At 47.6% G+C, this 16,052-nt stretch carries 13 protein-coding genes; 11 read left to right on the forward strand and 2 right to left on the reverse strand.

Annotation, left to right across the window (positions count from 1 at the left end; translation table 11 throughout):
• Positions 1 to 3: 3 nt before the first annotated feature.
• Together rsxA and metG are read right to left on the reverse strand one after the other, a co-directional pair.
• Entirely contained in the window at positions 4 to 585 is a 582-nt protein-coding gene (gene rsxA, locus ACFQ45_RS03305) for an electron transport complex subunit RsxA (RefSeq protein ID WP_377365311.1), read from the reverse strand.
• 227 nt (positions 586 to 812) lie between these two features.
• Positions 813 to 2,855, reverse strand: a complete 2,043-nt coding sequence (gene metG / locus ACFQ45_RS03310; protein ID WP_377365312.1) for a methionine--tRNA ligase — start codon at positions 2,853 to 2,855, stop codon at positions 813 to 815.
• Positions 2,856 to 3,083: 228 nt separating this feature from the next.
• On the opposite strand from metG, the gene apbC reads away from it, so the two are divergent.
• The 11 genes from apbC (at position 3,084) to fadA (ending at position 16,039) form a co-directional block, all read left to right on the forward strand.
• A complete protein-coding gene (gene apbC, locus ACFQ45_RS03315; protein ID WP_377365314.1) occupies positions 3,084 to 3,923 on the forward strand; it encodes an iron-sulfur cluster carrier protein ApbC in 840 nt (279 codons plus the stop codon).
• Between the two features lie 8 nt (positions 3,924 to 3,931).
• Positions 3,932 to 4,516: a dCTP deaminase gene (dcd, locus tag ACFQ45_RS03320; protein WP_377365316.1), complete on the forward strand. Its 585-nt coding sequence runs from the start codon at positions 3,932 to 3,934 to the stop codon at positions 4,514 to 4,516.
• Between the two features lie 169 nt (positions 4,517 to 4,685).
• Positions 4,686 to 5,882, forward strand: a complete 1,197-nt coding sequence (gene fdhA, locus ACFQ45_RS03325; RefSeq protein WP_377365318.1) for a formaldehyde dehydrogenase, glutathione-independent — start codon at positions 4,686 to 4,688, stop codon at positions 5,880 to 5,882.
• Between the two features lie 158 nt (positions 5,883 to 6,040).
• The gene (locus ACFQ45_RS03330) at positions 6,041 to 6,370 is read left to right on the forward strand and encodes a thioredoxin family protein (protein ID WP_377365320.1); all 330 of its coding nucleotides are present in this window, start codon (positions 6,041 to 6,043) and stop codon (positions 6,368 to 6,370) included.
• Between the two features lie 11 nt (positions 6,371 to 6,381).
• Entirely contained in the window at positions 6,382 to 7,434 is a 1,053-nt protein-coding gene (locus tag ACFQ45_RS03335) for a CobW family GTP-binding protein (RefSeq protein WP_377365321.1), read from the forward strand.
• Between the two features lie 166 nt (positions 7,435 to 7,600).
• Entirely contained in the window at positions 7,601 to 9,400 is a 1,800-nt protein-coding gene (locus tag ACFQ45_RS03340) for an acyl-CoA dehydrogenase C-terminal domain-containing protein (protein ID WP_377365323.1), read from the forward strand.
• A 34-nt stretch (positions 9,401 to 9,434) separates the two neighbouring features.
• Complete coding sequence (locus tag ACFQ45_RS03345; RefSeq protein WP_377365325.1) at positions 9,435 to 9,752, forward strand: SCP2 sterol-binding domain-containing protein; 318 nt, start codon at positions 9,435 to 9,437, stop codon at positions 9,750 to 9,752.
• 94 nt (positions 9,753 to 9,846) lie between these two features.
• A complete protein-coding gene (locus ACFQ45_RS03350; protein WP_377365327.1) occupies positions 9,847 to 11,517 on the forward strand; it encodes an AMP-binding protein in 1,671 nt (556 codons plus the stop codon).
• A gap of 87 nt (positions 11,518 to 11,604) precedes the next feature.
• Entirely contained in the window at positions 11,605 to 12,363 is a 759-nt protein-coding gene (locus tag ACFQ45_RS03355) for an enoyl-CoA hydratase-related protein (protein WP_377365329.1), read from the forward strand.
• Between the two features lie 319 nt (positions 12,364 to 12,682).
• On the forward strand, positions 12,683 to 14,833 hold the full coding sequence (fadB, locus tag ACFQ45_RS03360; RefSeq protein ID WP_377365331.1) for a fatty acid oxidation complex subunit alpha FadB: 2,151 nt from the start codon (positions 12,683 to 12,685) through the stop codon (positions 14,831 to 14,833).
• 30 nt (positions 14,834 to 14,863) lie between these two features.
• Positions 14,864 to 16,039: an acetyl-CoA C-acyltransferase FadA gene (gene fadA / locus ACFQ45_RS03365; RefSeq protein ID WP_377365332.1), complete on the forward strand. Its 1,176-nt coding sequence runs from the start codon at positions 14,864 to 14,866 to the stop codon at positions 16,037 to 16,039.
• Positions 16,040 to 16,052: the final 13 nt, after the last annotated feature.

Here is a 16,052-nt window from a genome sequence, read left to right on the forward strand (position 1 = left end):
CTCCTATATCTGCACTAGGCCAGTGAAGCCCATAAATGCTAGGGCCATAAGACCTGCTGTGATCATGCCGATGGCTGAGCCTTTAAAGATCACGGGCACATCAGCCACGTTGATTCGCTCGCGCATGGCAGAGAACAAGACAAGGACGAAAGAGAAGCCCACAGCAGCACCAAAGCCGTACAAGATGGACTCCACAAAGCCGTTTTGTTTGGAGGTGTTTTGAAGAGCAACACCTAATACAGCACAGTTAGTTGTGATCAGTGGTAAGAAAATCCCCAGCACTCGGTACAGTAGTGGGCTGGTTTTATGAACCACCATTTCGGTGAACTGCACTACAACGGCGATGACTAAGATGAATGAAATCGTCTTCAAATACTCCAAGCCAAAGGGCTGAAGTATGAAGTTAAAAGTCAGGTAACTGCATAGACTGGAAAGGGTCAGCACGAAAGTGGTGGCCATAGCCATGCCAATGGAGGTTTCCAGCTTACTGGAGACACCCATAAACGGACACAGCCCAAGGAACTGCACCAAGACAAAGTTGTTTACCAAGATGGTACTGACGAGTATTAAGAGATATTCAGTCATCTCACGTCCAATAAATGCGTTTTTGTATACAGAAGAAAAGACCAATACCCGAGGGTTTTGGATGAGCGTAACTATACCAAGCTGCTTATAACTAACAAGACTAAAGCGGCGTATATTCTAGTTTATTTTAGAATATAAATAGCACAGGGCAAGTATAAGCCACGTTTGTTCCTTAAAACGAAGGCCGCCTAGAAGACTAGGCGGCCTTGGTGTACAAGCTAATATGCTTACATAACACGCTGGCCTGGTTTTGCCCCTGCATGAGGCTCAAGTAGGTAAATTTCTTCGCCCCCTGGACCTGCTGCTAGAACCATGCCTTCTGATAAACCGAATTTCATTTTGCGCGGTGCCAAGTTGGCTACCATGACAGTCAGCTTACCTTCTAAGTCTTCAGGTTTGTAAGCGGATTTAATGCCAGAGAAAACAGTACGCGTCTCGCCACCAAGATCCAATGTCAGTTTCAACAGCTTATTGGCTTTTTCAACATGCTCGGCTTTTGCGATTTTAGCGATTCGTAGATCTACCTTAGCAAATTCGTCGAAGTTGATTTCTGCCGCGATGGGCTCTTTGCTGAGCTCTGTTTCTGGTGCCGCAGCGGTCTTGCTTTGAGCTTCGGCCTCGGCTTCTTCTTTGCCTTCTTCGATCATGGCTTCGATTTGAGTGGACTCAATACGTGCCATCAAGGCTTTAAACTTATTAACTGACTTGCCAAACAGTAGCTCGCTACGGTTATCCCAAGTGAGTTCCTTGTTCAAAAAGGCTTCAGCGTCCGCCACCATGTTAGGCAATACAGGTTTTAGGTAAGTCGCCAAGATGGCAAACAAGTTAAGAGAAACGGAACAGATCTCTTGTACCTGAGGTAGAGTCTCTTCGTTTTTGGCTTTTACCCATGGTTCTTCGTCAGCAATGTAGGTGTTTGCAATGTCCGCAAGGCGCATGATTTCACGCATGGCTTTACCGTATTCACGCGTTTCATATAGATTCGCAATCAGGTCGCCCGCATCGATGAACTCTTGGATCATCTCTTGTTTGGCAGGCGTGGCTTGCAATTGACCATCAAATTTCTTGTTGATGAAGCTTGCTGTGCGGCTGGCGATGTTAACGACCTTACCGACTACGTCAGAGTTTACTCGCTGCACAAAGTCACCAAGGTTTAAGTCGATATCGTCCACACGGGAATTCAGCTTAGCGGCAAAGTAGTAACGCAAGTACTGAGGATCAAGGTGGTTCAAGTAGGTACGTGCTTTGATAAAGGTGCCGCGAGACTTGGACATCTTTTCGCCGTCTACGGTCACGTAGCCGTGGGCATTTACTGCCGTGGGTGTGCGGTAGCCAGCACAGTCCAGCATGGCTGGCCAGAACAAGGCGTGGAAGTTGATGATGTCTTTACCGATGAAGTGGTAGAGCTCTGCTTCTGAGTCCTTGTTCCAATAATCACCAAACTCTAGGTTATCGGTACGGTCACATAGGTTTTTAAAGCTTGCCATGTAGCCGATTGGGGCATCTAGCCAAACGTAAAAGTACTTACCCGGTGCATCTGGGATTTCAAAACCAAAGTAAGGGGCATCACGGCTGATGTCCCATTCTTGTAGGCCAGAGTCGAGCCACTCAGACAGTTTATTAGCCACTTGATCTTGTAAGGTGCCGCTGCGAGTCCATTGCTGGAGGAATTCTTGGAATTCAGGCAGTTTGAAAAAGTAGTGATCAGAGGCTTTTTCAACCGGTGTCGCACCAGAGTACACTGAACGTGGGTCAATCATTTCCATTGGCGTGTAAGTCGCTGAACACACTTCACAGTTGTCGCCGTATTGGTCTTCTGCCTTACATTTTGGACAAGTCCCTTTAACGAAACGATCCGCTAGGAACATCTGCTTTTCTGGATCGTAGGCTTGGGTGATAGAACGTACAGAAATTTTGCCGTTATCACGCAGTGCTTTGTAAATAGACTCAGATAACTCGCGGTTTTCTGGCGAGTGAGTGGAGTGGTAGTTATCGTAGCCAATCATGAAGTCGTTGAAGTCTGCCATGTGTTCTTGGCGAACCCCATCGATCAATTGCTCAGGAGTGATGCCGTTTTGCTCGGCTTTAATCATGATGGCTGTGCCGTGGGCATCATCAGCACATACTGCAGTACATAGGTTGCCACGTAGCTTTTGAAAGCGAACCCAAATATCCGTTTGAATGTGCTCCAGCATGTGTCCTAAATGGATAGAACCGTTGGCGTAAGGTAGGGCGCTGGTGACGAGTATTTTGCGTTGCGTATGTGCCATTCGAAATAAGCCTGCTGGATAGAATATGTGTTTGCTTGGTAGCCTTAAAGTGTGCGTTAAACGGTCACTTGGCTACTATGAGTAAAGAATTATCCGCGACATTATAAGTGGCGGTTTATATCGTGCAAGCTTCGGGCTTGCTTTTCCGCAATTTGCCCCCAGAATGGCAGACATTAAAGTGAATTAACGACCCCTTGGCGTTATGTCAATCGGTCCTTAGGAGAAAGCATGTCGGCAGATCAATCCGCCCCAGTGGGCGTAGAAAGCATCAAACACATCATCGCGGTGGCTTCAGGCAAAGGGGGCGTGGGGAAATCCACTACCACGGTCAACTTAGCCCTTGCCATGGCGAAAGAAGGCCATAAGGTCGGGATACTGGATGCGGATATTTATGGCCCAAGCCAAGGTTTGTTATTGGGGTTTGATGCCAATACTCGTCCTCAAGTGCGTGATGAAAAGTACTTCCTGCCGCCCGAAGCACATGGCATTAAAGTAATGTCTATGGCGTTTTTAACCACTAAAGAAACCCCCTTGGCTTGGCGTGGCCCCATGGCGACGGGTGCCCTGATGCAGATCCTGACTCAAACAGACTGGCAGGGGTTGGATTACCTGTTTATCGATATGCCCCCAGGGACAGGTGATATCCAGTTAACCATCTCGCAAAAAGTGCCTGTTTCAGGGGCTGTGATTGTGACCACACCACAGGATATTGCTTTGTTGGATGCCCGCCGTGGAGTGGAGATGTTCAAAAAGGTGAATATCCCAGTATTGGGTGTCGTGGAAAACATGTCTACCCATATTTGCTCAAACTGTGGCCATGCGGAAGCCATCTTTGGAGAAGAGGGTGGCAAGGCCCTGTCTGAAGAATACAACGTAGAAGAATTAGGTAAATTGCCATTGAGCCTTGCGATTCGCAAACAGGCCGATGCAGGCGCACCGACGGTATTGAGTGAGCCTGATTCGGACATCACTGAGATATATCTGTCGATTGCTCGCAAGCTTGATGCTACCCTTGCGTCCAATTCTGAACAGTTCTCGATGCCGACCATCGGCATGAGTGATGATTGAGGTAAAACATGCGACTGTGTGATCGAGACATTATCCAAGCTTTGGATGATGGCGTCATTAAAATCGAACCCCGTCCAGATAACAGCGTGATCAGTGGCGTTTCGTGTGATCTAAGATTGGGGAATTCGTTTCGAGTGTTCCAAGGACACCCTGCTCCCTATTTGGATTTGAGTGGCCCGAAAGAAGACTTGAACCGTGCCATCGAATCCGTCATGAGCGAAGAGATTATCGTGGAAGGCGATAAACCATTCTTCATTCATCCAGGTGAGTTGGTGCTCGGTGTGACCATGGAATCGATTACTTTGCCAGACGATTTGGTGGGATGGCTGGATGGCCGTTCATCTTTGGCTCGTTTGGGCTTAATGGTGCACGTGACCGCCCATCGTATTGATCCAGGTTGGAGCGGCGGCATAGTGCTTGAGTTTTTGAATGGCGGTAAGTTGCCAATCGCATTGCGTCCGGGGATGACCATTGGTGCGATCAACTTTGAAACCATGTCTGGGCCTGCGGATCGCCCTTACAACAAGCGTGAGAATGCGAAATACCGAGGCCAGAGCTCTGCGGTTGGCAGTCGTATTAGTGGCGACAAATAAAATCTTGTTACCTTATAACATTTAAAGCCCGAGTAGAACGAAAGTCTATTCGGGCTTTTTTAATGCTTCGCTTTAGTGCAGGGTGTGTGTCGTTTTTGAGCATATTGAGTTAAGTCGTGAGGTCTATCGTTAACCCGCGAATAAAAACAATACTCAACAGGAGTTACATATGTCTCAATCGACTAACCGCGGAGTTGTATACAAAGGTCCTGGTAAGGTAGCAGTAGAGCCTATTGCATACCCAGAGCTGGCGCTAGGTGATCGTAAGTGTGAACACGGCGTTATTCTAAAAGTACTGACCACCAATATTTGTGGCAGTGATCAGCACATGGTTCGAGGGCGCACAACGGCACCAGAAGGCTTAGTGTTGGGACATGAAATCACAGGCATCATTTTGGAAAAAGGCCGTGATGTTGAGTTTGTTGATGTGGGTGACATAGTATCTGTGCCATTCAACATTGCCTGTGGCCGCTGCCGTAACTGTAAGGCAGGTCTTACAGGTATCTGTCTAAACGTGAACCCTGCCCGTCCTGGTGCAGCCTACGGTTATGTAGACATGGGGGGCTGGGTTGGTGGCCAAGCGGAATACGTGATGGTGCCTTACGCAGACTTCAACTTGCTGAAATTCCCTGATTCCGACCAAGCTATGGAAAAGATCCAAGACTTGACCCTATTGTCTGATATCTTCCCAACTGGCTTCCACGGCTGTGTTACAGCTGGAGTCGGCCCAGGTTCTACGGTTTACATCGCTGGAGCGGGGCCGGTGGGTCTTGCTGCCGCAGTGTCTGCACAACTTTTGGGGGCAGCCTGTGTCATCGTTGGGGATATGATCGAAGACCGTCTAGCCCAAGCTCGTAGCTTTGGTTGTGAAACCATTGACCTGCGTGAAGAAGGTTCCATGGAAGATAAGATCGAAGCCATTATTAATGATCGCGAAGTGGATTGCTTCGTGGATTGTGTTGGCTTTGAGGCTCATGGCTGTGGCTGTAATTCTCACAAAGAGGCCCCAGCGACGGTATTGAACTCTGCCATGCAGATTACTCGTGCGGGTGGTCAGATCGGTATCCCTGGTTTGTACGTCACAGATGATCCAGGCGCGGAAGACGAAGCTGCTCGCGAAGGAGCCTTGAGCATGCGTTTTGGTCTAGGTTGGGCAAAATCTCATTCTTTCCACACAGGACAATGTCCAGTGATGAAATATCACCGTGGTCTGATGCAAGCGATCTTGTTTGACAAGGTAAAAATCGCTGACGCTGTTAATGTGCAAATGATCTCACTAGAACAGGCACCTCAAGGCTACGCTGACTTTGATGGCGGTGCTGCGAAGAAATTCGTTATAGATCCCCATGGATCGTTCAAAGCCTAACCATTTCCCATCAACATGAAAAAAATGCCACGCATGTCGTGGCATTTTTGCTTTTCGTCTCGCAAAAAATGTCTAAACTCAGCACATTGCCCTAAATGTCAGGCTCCCAATTTATTGGGCATTTCAATCGTGGTGTTATATAGGTAAAGGAGAGCTGTATGAATATCATGACCGGGTACAACCCAACTTACGATGACTCAGATCTTGTTGTTGAAGAGGTTTTGCAGGCAGAAGACGAGCTGCTGATCGAGTTCGGTACACCTTGGTGTGGTCACTGTAAACAAGCGTTGCCAGTGATTGAATCCGTTATGGATGAGTACTCGGATGTTTCCCATCTAAAAGTGTTCGACGGCAAAGGAAAGCGACTAGGACGACACTTTAGCGTGAAATTGTGGCCCACTTTGATTTTAGTGCGCAACGGTAAGGAAGTTGGGCGCGTCGTGCGCCCTGATTCGGAAGCCGAATTAAGAGATTTATTAGAGCAGTAGATAGAGGATTCATGTCGTATAAAGGGATCAAGGTAAACATCATTACGGGGTTTTTAGGGGCGGGTAAAACGACTCTTATTAAACAATTGCTAAAACAGGTGCCAGACGGGGAGTCCTGGGCAGTACTCGTGAATGAGTTTGGTGAAGTAGGGATAGATGGGGCGCTTTTAGAAACTGAGCAAGTTGCCATAAAACAAGTCCCCGGCGGATGCTTATGTTGTGTTTCCTCTGCAGCCTTCAGTGTCGGTTTAAACGAACTGATTAAACAGGCTGCTCCTAGCCGAATTTTGATTGAACCGACTGGGATTGGACACCCCCAGCAAATCATGCAGCAGTTGCTGGCCGACCATTATCAGGGCGTATTAGATATCAGGGCTTCTATTTGCCTTATGGATGTACGTAACTTGTCCGATCCAAGGTATCTAGGGCACCCTGCTTTTTTTGATCAGATCGAGCAAGCGGACGTGCTTTTGGCGAGTAAAGCAGATACTTATGACGAGAAGGATGAAGAAGGTTTTGTGACGTTCGCCAAACAGTTTGCAGATGCAAAGTCTGTGGTGGCTTTGAGTGCTCAGGGTTCATTTGACCTAAGTTGGCTGGATTTACACACCAAGCATCGCACCCATTCTCACGACCACGACCACGACCACGACCACGACCACGACCACGACCACGACCACGACCACGATCACGATCACGATCACGATCACGACCATGGCATTAACAAAGTTCAAACAGCGTTAAGAGGTGGGGTCATGCGATATCAGAAAGTTGATCAAAATCTACTCAGTGTTGGGTGGCTATCTGAGGGGGCTTTGAGTGCTACCGATGATCGATTTAATCAGTTAGTTTCAGTTTTAACCGATTGTGACAGCTTTTGGCGTTTCAAAGGTGTTGTGGAGATTGATGGTCGTGTGATGAACATCAATATTACCTCCAAAGAGATTCATGTCAGCCCCAGTGATTCATCTCTAACTTCAAGATTTGAATGCATTTTTTCAGATTTTGACGGTGTTTCAGAGGTGTTGAAAACCATAGAAAACACCTTCCGGATTTATGAGTAGGATCAGTGTTTTTTAGATCGGTCTCTGTTGTAAAACGCGTCTGCGTGGCGCGTTTTGTTATTTAAGTTGGTTTTAAATGTTATTGAGAGGAATGCGGCTTTAGACAAAGCTTAATACATCAATACAAACCTACTGATGCAGAATAACAATACAGAGGTAATACACCATGCCGGAATACAAAGCACCGTTACGAGATTTAAAATTCGTTACAGAGGAAGTGCTCGGAATCCACGATCACTATGCCAAATTGTCAGGTGCAGAAGACGCAACCCCAGATATGATTGATGCCATCTTGGAAGAAGGGGCAAAGTTTGCAGAGCGAGTGCTTTCGCCTCTCAATCAAGTGGGTGATCAACAGGGTTGTCAGTTTAAAGACGGTCAAGTCACTACCCCTGAAGGTTTTAAAGAAGCCTACCAGCAGTACGTAGAAGGTGGCTGGCCATCACTGTCTCATTCTCCTGAAATGGGTGGGCAAGGCCTTCCTGAATCACTTGGCATGATGGTGACTGAGCTGGTTGCCACCTCTAACTGGGCTTGGAGCATGTACCCAGGATTGAGCCATGGGGCCATGAATACCCTAGAGCAACACGGCACAGAAGAGCAGAAACAAGCCTACCTAACTAAGCTGGTATCTGGAGAATGGACTGGCACCATGTGCTTGACAGAGCCTCACTGTGGGACTGACTTGGGTATGCTAAAAACCAAAGCAGTGCCAAACGAAAATGGCAGTTACGCCATCACAGGTACCAAGATTTTCATTTCTGCCGGTGAGCATGATATGGCAGACAATATTGTGCACATCGTATTGGCCCGCTTGCCTGACGCGCCGGAAGGCACCAAAGGTATCTCCCTATTTATCGTTCCAAAATTTAAAGTCACTGAGGCTGGAGAAGTGGGCGAGCGCAACCAAGTTGCCTGTGGGTCAATCGAACACAAGATGGGGATTCACGGCAATGCTACCTGTGTCATGAACTTCGATGGCGCCGAAGGCTTCCTAATTGGTCCACCTAATAAAGGTCTAAACTGCATGTTTACCTTTATGAATACGGCCCGTCTTGGTACGGCTTTACAGGGCCTAGCCCATGCGGAATGGGCTTACCAAAACTCTTTGGCTTACGCGAAAGATCGTCTACAAATGCGCTCTTTGACTGGCGCTAAAGCTCCTGACAAAGCGGCTGACCCAATTATCGTGCACCCAGACGTACGCAAAATGCTGCTGACTCAAAAAGCCTTTGCTGAAGGTGGTCGTGCCCTGATCCATTACTGCTCCATTCTAGTGGATACTGTTAAGACTGGATCAGACGCAGAAAAAGAGGAAGCGGAAACTTTATTGTCTTTGCTGACTCCAATAGCTAAAGCCTTTTTGACAGAGACAGGCTTTGAGGCCGCAAACCAAGGCCTACAGATTTTTGGTGGTCATGGTTACATCGCAGATTGGGGGATGGAGCAAAACGTACGGGATAGCCGTATCTCCATGCTTTATGAAGGCACCACAGGCATTCAAGCGTTAGATCTTTTGGGACGTAAAGTGTTAATGACTCAAGGTGCGACCTTGAAGACTTTCACCAAGGTGATCCATAAATTCTGTAAAGCGAACAGCTCAGAAAAGAGCATCGCACATTTGATTAAGCCCCTAGCAGAATTAAACAAAGAATGGGGGGACATCACCCTGAAAGTGGGCATGAAAGCGATGAAGAACCGAGATGAAGTAGGTGCTGCCTCAGTGGATTACTGTATGTATTCAGGTTATGTGACCCTAGCGTACCTATGGGCGCGCATGGCGCTGGTAGCGAAGCAAAAATTAAATGAAGGCACCTCAGAAGAAGCTTTCTATAAAGCAAAGATGCAGACAGCTACCTTCTATTTTGAGCGTATTCTGCCGCGTACCAAGGCCCATGCTCAGATGATGTTGTCCGGGGCGAGCTCCTTGATGGAAATGGACGAAGACCAGTTCTTTTTACGCTAATTGAAGTAAATAACAGATTTTTTGGAGTTTATCTATGAGTGACGCTAAGATGATATTTGATGCAATGGTAAAACGTTTTGATGCCAATGCGGCAGATGATATGGACGCTATTTTCCAATTTGAATTGGAAGATGCCGATGATCACTATGTGATAGTATCAAATGGTTCCTGTGAGTTGGCTCAAGGGGAGCACGACGATCCAACCGTGACACTCAGTATGGATTCTGAGACTTTAGAGGCTGTCATGGCGGGAGAGCTAGATGGAATGGAAGCCTTTATGGAAGGTAAAATTCGTGCGGACGGTGATATTATGCTGGCTACCAAGCTGACAGAAATTTTTCCTAATACCTAACTCATTAGGGACGACGCGTGGAGTGAGAGCTTCCCGCGTCGATCACCAGAAACGACTTTATATCTCCATATAACGACAATAACGGAGAAGCTATATGTTAAACGACAATACTGCCGCCAAGCTTAATTTTGAGCCGGGCAGCTACGTACCCGATAACCTAAACCCACACGGCTTTAAGTCGGTTGTGGATGTTTTGGAGTTTGGCTGTACGAAATTCGGAGCGCTCCCTGCGTTCACGAGCCTTGGTCGAACCTTGACCTATCAAGAGCTGAAACAAAAGGCTGATGCCTTCACAGCCTACCTGCAGAATTACACGGACCTGCAACCTGGTGATCGCATAGCGGTTCAACTTCCTAATGTTATTCAGTTTCCTATTGCTGTGTTTGGCGCGATGCAGGCCGGCTTAGTCGTAGTCAATACCAACCCCTTGTACACCCCTAAAGAGTTAGAACATCAGTTTAATGATTCCGGTGCCAAGGCAGTGGTTGTGTTTGCTAACATGGCAGCAAACGTTGAGAAAATTCTTGCCAAAACTCAAGTTCGCCACGTCATTGTGACCGAAATTGCAGATCTGCATTCACCGGTGAAACGTTTATTAGTTAACTCGGTAGTGAAGTACGTCAAAAAAATGGTGCCAGCGTACCATCTCCCTACTGCTATGACTTTTAATGAAGTTCTAAAACTAGGAGCAGGCCATAAACCTAAAGCCGTTAGTCTCAGCCATCCGGATTTAGCGGTTCTACAGTACACTGGTGGTACTACCGGTGTTGCTAAAGGGGCAATGCTGACCCACGCCAACTTGCTGGCCAATATGCAGCAGCTCAAGGGGCGACTGGAAACGGTATTAGATGAAGGTAAGGAAATCTTTGTTGCTCCGCTGCCTTTGTATCACATTTATGCTTTTCTGATTCACGCTTTGACCCTGCTTGAGTTTGGTGCTCATACCATTCTTATTCCAAACCCAAGGGATTTACCTGCCTTTGTTAAAGAACTTAGTAAATGGCGTATTACTGGCTTTATTGGTCTTAATACCTTGTTTGCTGGCTTGTGTAATCGAGAAGACTTCAGAGCGTTGGATTTTTCAGGATTAAAATTAACCGCTTCTGGTGGTATGGCGCTCACCCATGCGGCGGCAGAACGCTGGAAAGATGTCACCGGCTGCCAAATTACAGAAGGGTATGGCTTAACCGAAACCTCACCTGTGGTGTCCTTTAATCCTGTTGGTAAAGAACAGCTCGGCACCATTGGTAAGGCGGTCGATGAAACAGACGTGAAAGTCATTGATGACAATGGCAATACGCTACCAGCAGGAGAGCCAGGCATGTTATGCGTCCGTGGACCTCAAGTGATGCGTGGTTATTGGCATCGTGAGAAGGCCACCCAAGATGTGACGACTTCTGATGGTTACTTCATCACAGGTGATATTGCTTCGATTCAAGAAGATGGCTTTATTCGCATTGTAGATCGAGCAAAAGACATGATCATTGTGTCTGGCTTTAATGTGTATCCTACGGAAGTAGAAGACGTATTAACTCAACATCCAGACGTGCTCGAAGCGGCCGCCATTGGGGTTGAAAATGAAAAAACCGGTGAAGCGGTAAAAGCGTTTGTGGTGTTAAAGGCGGGCGTTAGCCTTGACGAAGATGCCATGGTTAAGTTTTGTCGCGAAAGCCTTGCAGCTTACAAGGTACCCCATCAGTTTGAAGTTCGTTCTGAGCTTCCTAAAACCAACGTTGGTAAGGTTCTGCGACGAGCATTACGTTAACGGATATGGCTCTGTGTCTACTTTGGCCACAGAGCCAGTGTTTGTCTTTAGCACTGGTTTCCTGAGCAAATAGGGGTTAAAAGTCCCATGAATGATCACATCAACGAGTCCATCGAGCAGGGTGTTCATACCATCTGTTTGAACCGTCCCGATAAGAAAAACGCGATCACAGTCGACATGTATCAAATGCTCAGTGAAGCGTTACATCGAGCGGAGAAAAACGATCAAGTTAAGGTGACCTTGATTACAGGAACGGGCCCTGATTTTTCGGCTGGCAATGATATTCGAGAATTCGTAGAAATTGCCAAATCTCCGGAGAAAATGGCTTCTGTGATGGCCTTTTTGCAGGCTTTAACCGCCTATAAAAAGCCTTTGATTGCAGCAGTTGAGGGGTGGGCGGTAGGCGTCGCCAGTACTTTATTACTCCATTGCGACATGGTGATTGCGGCCCGAAATACGCAAATGGTGTTGCCCTTTGTGCAACTCGGACTGGTGCCGGAAGCAGCCTCCAGTTACCTCTTGCCAAAGCTCATCGGTCATCAAAGGGCCTTTGAAATTCTCATGCTTGGGGAGCCACTGACGGCGGAATATGCGTCAGAGCTTGGCCTGGTCAACCATCAGTGTGAGCCGGGAGAGGCATTGGAGATGGCGACCCATTACGCGAATCGAATTTGTGCTCTGCCAACGGAGGCTGTGCTGCTATCTAAAGAATTATTGAAATGCCGAACCATTGATGACGTGCAAATGGCGTTGATGCGGGAAGGGCGGATTTTCAAAGATAGACTGAAATCTCCAGAGGCCATCGCCCAGTTCGCAAGCTTTATTCAAGGGAAAGGCGGACAATAATGTGCATAATTTAACCATGGAATTTACATGGCGAAAACTCGCATAACCCCCAAACCTGTCTATAATTTAAACAGTATGGTTTATCCCTAATAGGCTATGCTCCTAGTTCGCCAACCTCAGACTCTGCCCCAATCGACCCGCTTGATTGGGGCTTTTTTTGATCTTTAAAAATTTTGTTGCGACAAAATGTCATAAAACAGGGGCTTTTTTGTTATTGAGGAAAATACCCATCAAACTAATCTTTACTAACGGAATAAAAATTAATGTGCGCATCAGCGCGGTGAGCCGTAAGGCCATATAATAAAAGGTGGAGGCGACTATGATCTTCGAAGGTAAATCACTTCGATTGGCATCAGGTGACGATGGGATAGCGACATTGACGCTAGATCTGAAAGACAGTTCTGTCAATAAATTTGGGGCTTTGGCATTAGGCGAGCTTTCGCAAGCGATTGAGCAACTAAAGACGGCAGACGATGTGCGTGGTTTAGTGATTTGTAGTGCTAAAGATGCATTTGTCGTAGGGGCAGATATCACCGAGTTCATGGGGTGGTTTCAGCTTAACGATGAAGACCTTTCCCAAAGATTACGTGATACCCATGATATTTTCTCAGAGTTATCCAATCTACCTTTCCCAACGGTTGCGGCCATTAATGGCCTAGCATTAGGTGGTGGTTTTGAATTGTCTCTGGCCTGTGATTATCGTGTCATGGGGCAAACTGCAAAAATTGGCCTACCGGAAACTCAGTTAGGTATTTACCCTGGCTGGGGCGGAACGGTGCGTTTACCTCGACTGATCGGCGCAGACAATGCCTGTGAATGGATTTGCAGCGGTGCACAGAAGCGTAGCGCAGATGCAATGAAAGACGGTGCTGTGGACGCTGTGGTGGATACGGCCCAAGTATTAGAATCGGCCTACCACCTTATTTCACAAGCGGTTGCAGGTAAGTTTGATTGGCAAGCTCGCCGAGATGCTTTGCGTGCCCCAATGACATTCTCTCCGATTGAAAAAATGATGGTGTTTGAATCCGTGCGCGGTGTAGTGGGTGCCAAAGCGGGTAAACATTACCCAGCGCCAATGGAAGCCATCAAAGCCATTGAAAAAGGCATTTTCCAACCGATCGACAAAGCGATCGAAACGGAAATCAAAGGCTTCGTAAAACTGGCGAAATCTCCGGTTGCTCGCTCATTAGTGGGTCTTTTCTTGAATGATCAGGTAGTGAAAAAAGCCGCGGGATCTTACAGCAAAGAAAGTAGCAAAATTGCTCACTCGGCGGTGCTTGGGGCCGGCATCATGGGGGGCGGCATTGCCTACCAATCTGCGTCAAAAGGCACGCCAATCATTATGAAAGACATTCGACCAGAAGCTCTAGATCTGGGTATGAATGAAGCAAGCAAGTTGTTTGGTAAGCAAGTTGAGCGGGGCAAACTGACCACAGACAAAGCGATGACCGCGCTAGGTAAAATCACCCCAGTTTTAACGTATGGTGAATTCAGTAACGTGGACATGGTTGTGGAAGCTGTGGTTGAGAACCCAAAAGTGAAGCAATCTGTATTGGCTGAGACGGAGTCTCAAATCAGTGACGATGCCGTTCTGGCTTCCAATACTTCAACGATCTCTATCAACTTGTTGGCGAGTGCTCTGAAGCGCCCTGAGAACTTCTGTGGCATGCATTTCTTTAATCCTGTGCATCGCATGCCCCTAGTAGAGGTGATCCGTGGAGAGAAGACTTCTGATGCCACGATTGCCAAGACCGTAGCCTATGCTCAAGCATTGGGTAAAACCCCAATTGTTGTGAACGATTGCCCAGGATTCTTGGTGAACCGAGTCTTGTTCCCATACTTTGCTGGCTTCTCGGCTCTATTGCGTGACGGAGCGGATTACCAAAATGTTGACAAGGTTATGGAAAAATTCGGCTGGCCAATGGGCCCTGCGTACTTACTCGATGTGGTAGGTATTGATACGGCTTTCCATGCGGACCAGGTGATGGCTGAAGGCTTCCCTGATCGAATGGGGCATGAGGGAACAAATGCTATCGATTGTTTCTATGAAGCGGGCCGATACGGTCAGAAAACGAGTCAGGGCTTTTACCAATATGAAGTAGATCGCAAGGGTAAACCTAAAAAGCTCCCTTCAGAAGAAGCTCAAAAAATGATCAAGGAAATCCACGTAGATTCTGCAGAGTTTTCTGACGAAGATATTATTGCTCGTATGATGATTCCTTTGTGTATTGAGACAGCCCGTTGTTTGGAAGAAAACATCGTTGCTTCCGCTGCCGAAGCGGACATGGGCTTGATCTATGGTATTGGTTTCCCTCCCTATCTCGGTGGCGCGTTGCACTACATGGATGAAATGGGGTTGGCGGCATTCTGTGAACTTGCAGATCGCTTCCAGCATTTAGGTAAGTTGTATGAGCCAACGCAAACCATGCGTGATATGGCGGCATCACAAAGTCGTTACCATAACCATTAATCCATCACGGGAAGAATTAGGAGCTATATCATGAAAATGAATCCAAACGATGTCGTTATTGTCGACGCGATACGTTCTCCGATGGGGAAATCTAAAAACGGTATATATCGCAATGTTCGCTCAGAAAGTTTGTCAGCGGAAGTTGTAAAAGCTTTATTGTCGCGCAACCCTGAGGTAAACCCTAAAGACATCGAAGACTTGATCTGGGGATGTGTGAACCAAACCCTAGAACAGGGTTTTAACATGGCCCGTGCGGTGGCCCTGCTGGCTGGAATGCCTGTGACGACCGCAGCGCAAACGGTTAACCGCTTATGTGGTTCCTCCATGTCCGCCATTCATACGGCTTCTCAAGCGATTATGACAGGCCAAGGCGATATCTTTGTGGTGGGTGGTGTCGAACACATGGGCCACGTGTCCATGATGCATGGCGTCGATGTGAACCCTGAGCTGTCAAAGCACATGGCCAAGGCCTCCATGATGATGGGAGTCACGGCTGAAATGCTAAGTAAAATGCACGGTATCTCCCGTGAGGCTCAGGATCAGTTTGCCTTGCGTTCGCATCAAAAAGCCCATGAAGCAACCCTAGAAGGTCGCTTTGCCGCTGAGATCGTGCCGGTTGAAGGCCACGACAGCGTGGGCAATAAAGTCTTGGCTGAGATCGATGAGGTGATTCGCCCAGAAACCTCTCTTGAAGGTTTGGCGGCACTGCCAACAGTCTTCATGCCTAAAGGGGGAACAGTCACAGCGGGCTCTTCCTCTGCCTTATCAGACGGTGCGTCTGCCTTGTTAATGATGTCTGCGCAAAAAGCGCAAGAATTAGGCTTAAAGCCAATGGCTCGGGTGCACAGCATGGGGCTAGCTGGGTGTGATCCAGCGATTATGGGTTATGGCCCAGTACCCGCAACTAAGAAGGCGCTTAAGCGCGCTGGGTTGACGATTGACGATATTGGTTTAGTTGAGCTTAACGAAGCTTTCGCGGCACAATCGCTACCTGTTCTTAAAGATCTGAAATTGCTGGATCAGATGGAAGACAAGGTAAACCTAAACGGTGGTGCAATCGCCCTAGGGCATCCACTGGGTTGTTCTGGCGCTCGTATTTCCACGACCTTGTTACATCAAATGGCAGCGAAAGATGTGCAATTTGGTTTGGCAACCATGTGTATCGGTATGGGGCAGGGGATTGCGACGGTTTACGAGAAGCTTTAGACCGAACCATATC

It is taken from the genome of Rhodanobacter aciditrophus (assembly GCF_042679525.1).
GTDB classification, from domain to species: domain Bacteria; phylum Pseudomonadota; class Gammaproteobacteria; order Pseudomonadales; family Marinomonadaceae; genus Marinomonas; species Marinomonas aciditrophus.

What these genes read in the sequence shown, in the direction of transcription:
- ACFQ45_RS03330 (WP_377365320.1), top strand. Translation starts at nt 6,041, where the DNA reads ATGAATATCATGACCGGGTACAACCCAACTTACGATGACTCAGATCTT.
- metG (WP_377365312.1), bottom strand. Translation starts at nt 2,855, where the DNA reads ATGGCACATACGCAACGCAAAATACTCGTCACCAGCGCCCTACCTTAC.
- ACFQ45_RS03340 (WP_377365323.1), top strand. Translation starts at nt 7,601, where the DNA reads ATGCCGGAATACAAAGCACCGTTACGAGATTTAAAATTCGTTACAGAG.
- ACFQ45_RS03350 (WP_377365327.1), top strand. Translation starts at nt 9,847, where the DNA reads ATGTTAAACGACAATACTGCCGCCAAGCTTAATTTTGAGCCGGGCAGC.
- rsxA (WP_377365311.1), bottom strand. Translation starts at nt 585, where the DNA reads ATGACTGAATATCTCTTAATACTCGTCAGTACCATCTTGGTAAACAAC.
- ACFQ45_RS03345 (WP_377365325.1), top strand. Translation starts at nt 9,435, where the DNA reads ATGAGTGACGCTAAGATGATATTTGATGCAATGGTAAAACGTTTTGAT.
- apbC (WP_377365314.1), top strand. Translation starts at nt 3,084, where the DNA reads ATGTCGGCAGATCAATCCGCCCCAGTGGGCGTAGAAAGCATCAAACAC.
- ACFQ45_RS03335 (WP_377365321.1), top strand. Translation starts at nt 6,382, where the DNA reads ATGTCGTATAAAGGGATCAAGGTAAACATCATTACGGGGTTTTTAGGG.
- fdhA (WP_377365318.1), top strand. Translation starts at nt 4,686, where the DNA reads ATGTCTCAATCGACTAACCGCGGAGTTGTATACAAAGGTCCTGGTAAG.
- ACFQ45_RS03355 (WP_377365329.1), top strand. Translation starts at nt 11,605, where the DNA reads ATGAATGATCACATCAACGAGTCCATCGAGCAGGGTGTTCATACCATC.
- dcd (WP_377365316.1), top strand. Translation starts at nt 3,932, where the DNA reads ATGCGACTGTGTGATCGAGACATTATCCAAGCTTTGGATGATGGCGTC.
- fadB (WP_377365331.1), top strand. Translation starts at nt 12,683, where the DNA reads ATGATCTTCGAAGGTAAATCACTTCGATTGGCATCAGGTGACGATGGG.
- fadA (WP_377365332.1), top strand. Translation starts at nt 14,864, where the DNA reads ATGAAAATGAATCCAAACGATGTCGTTATTGTCGACGCGATACGTTCT.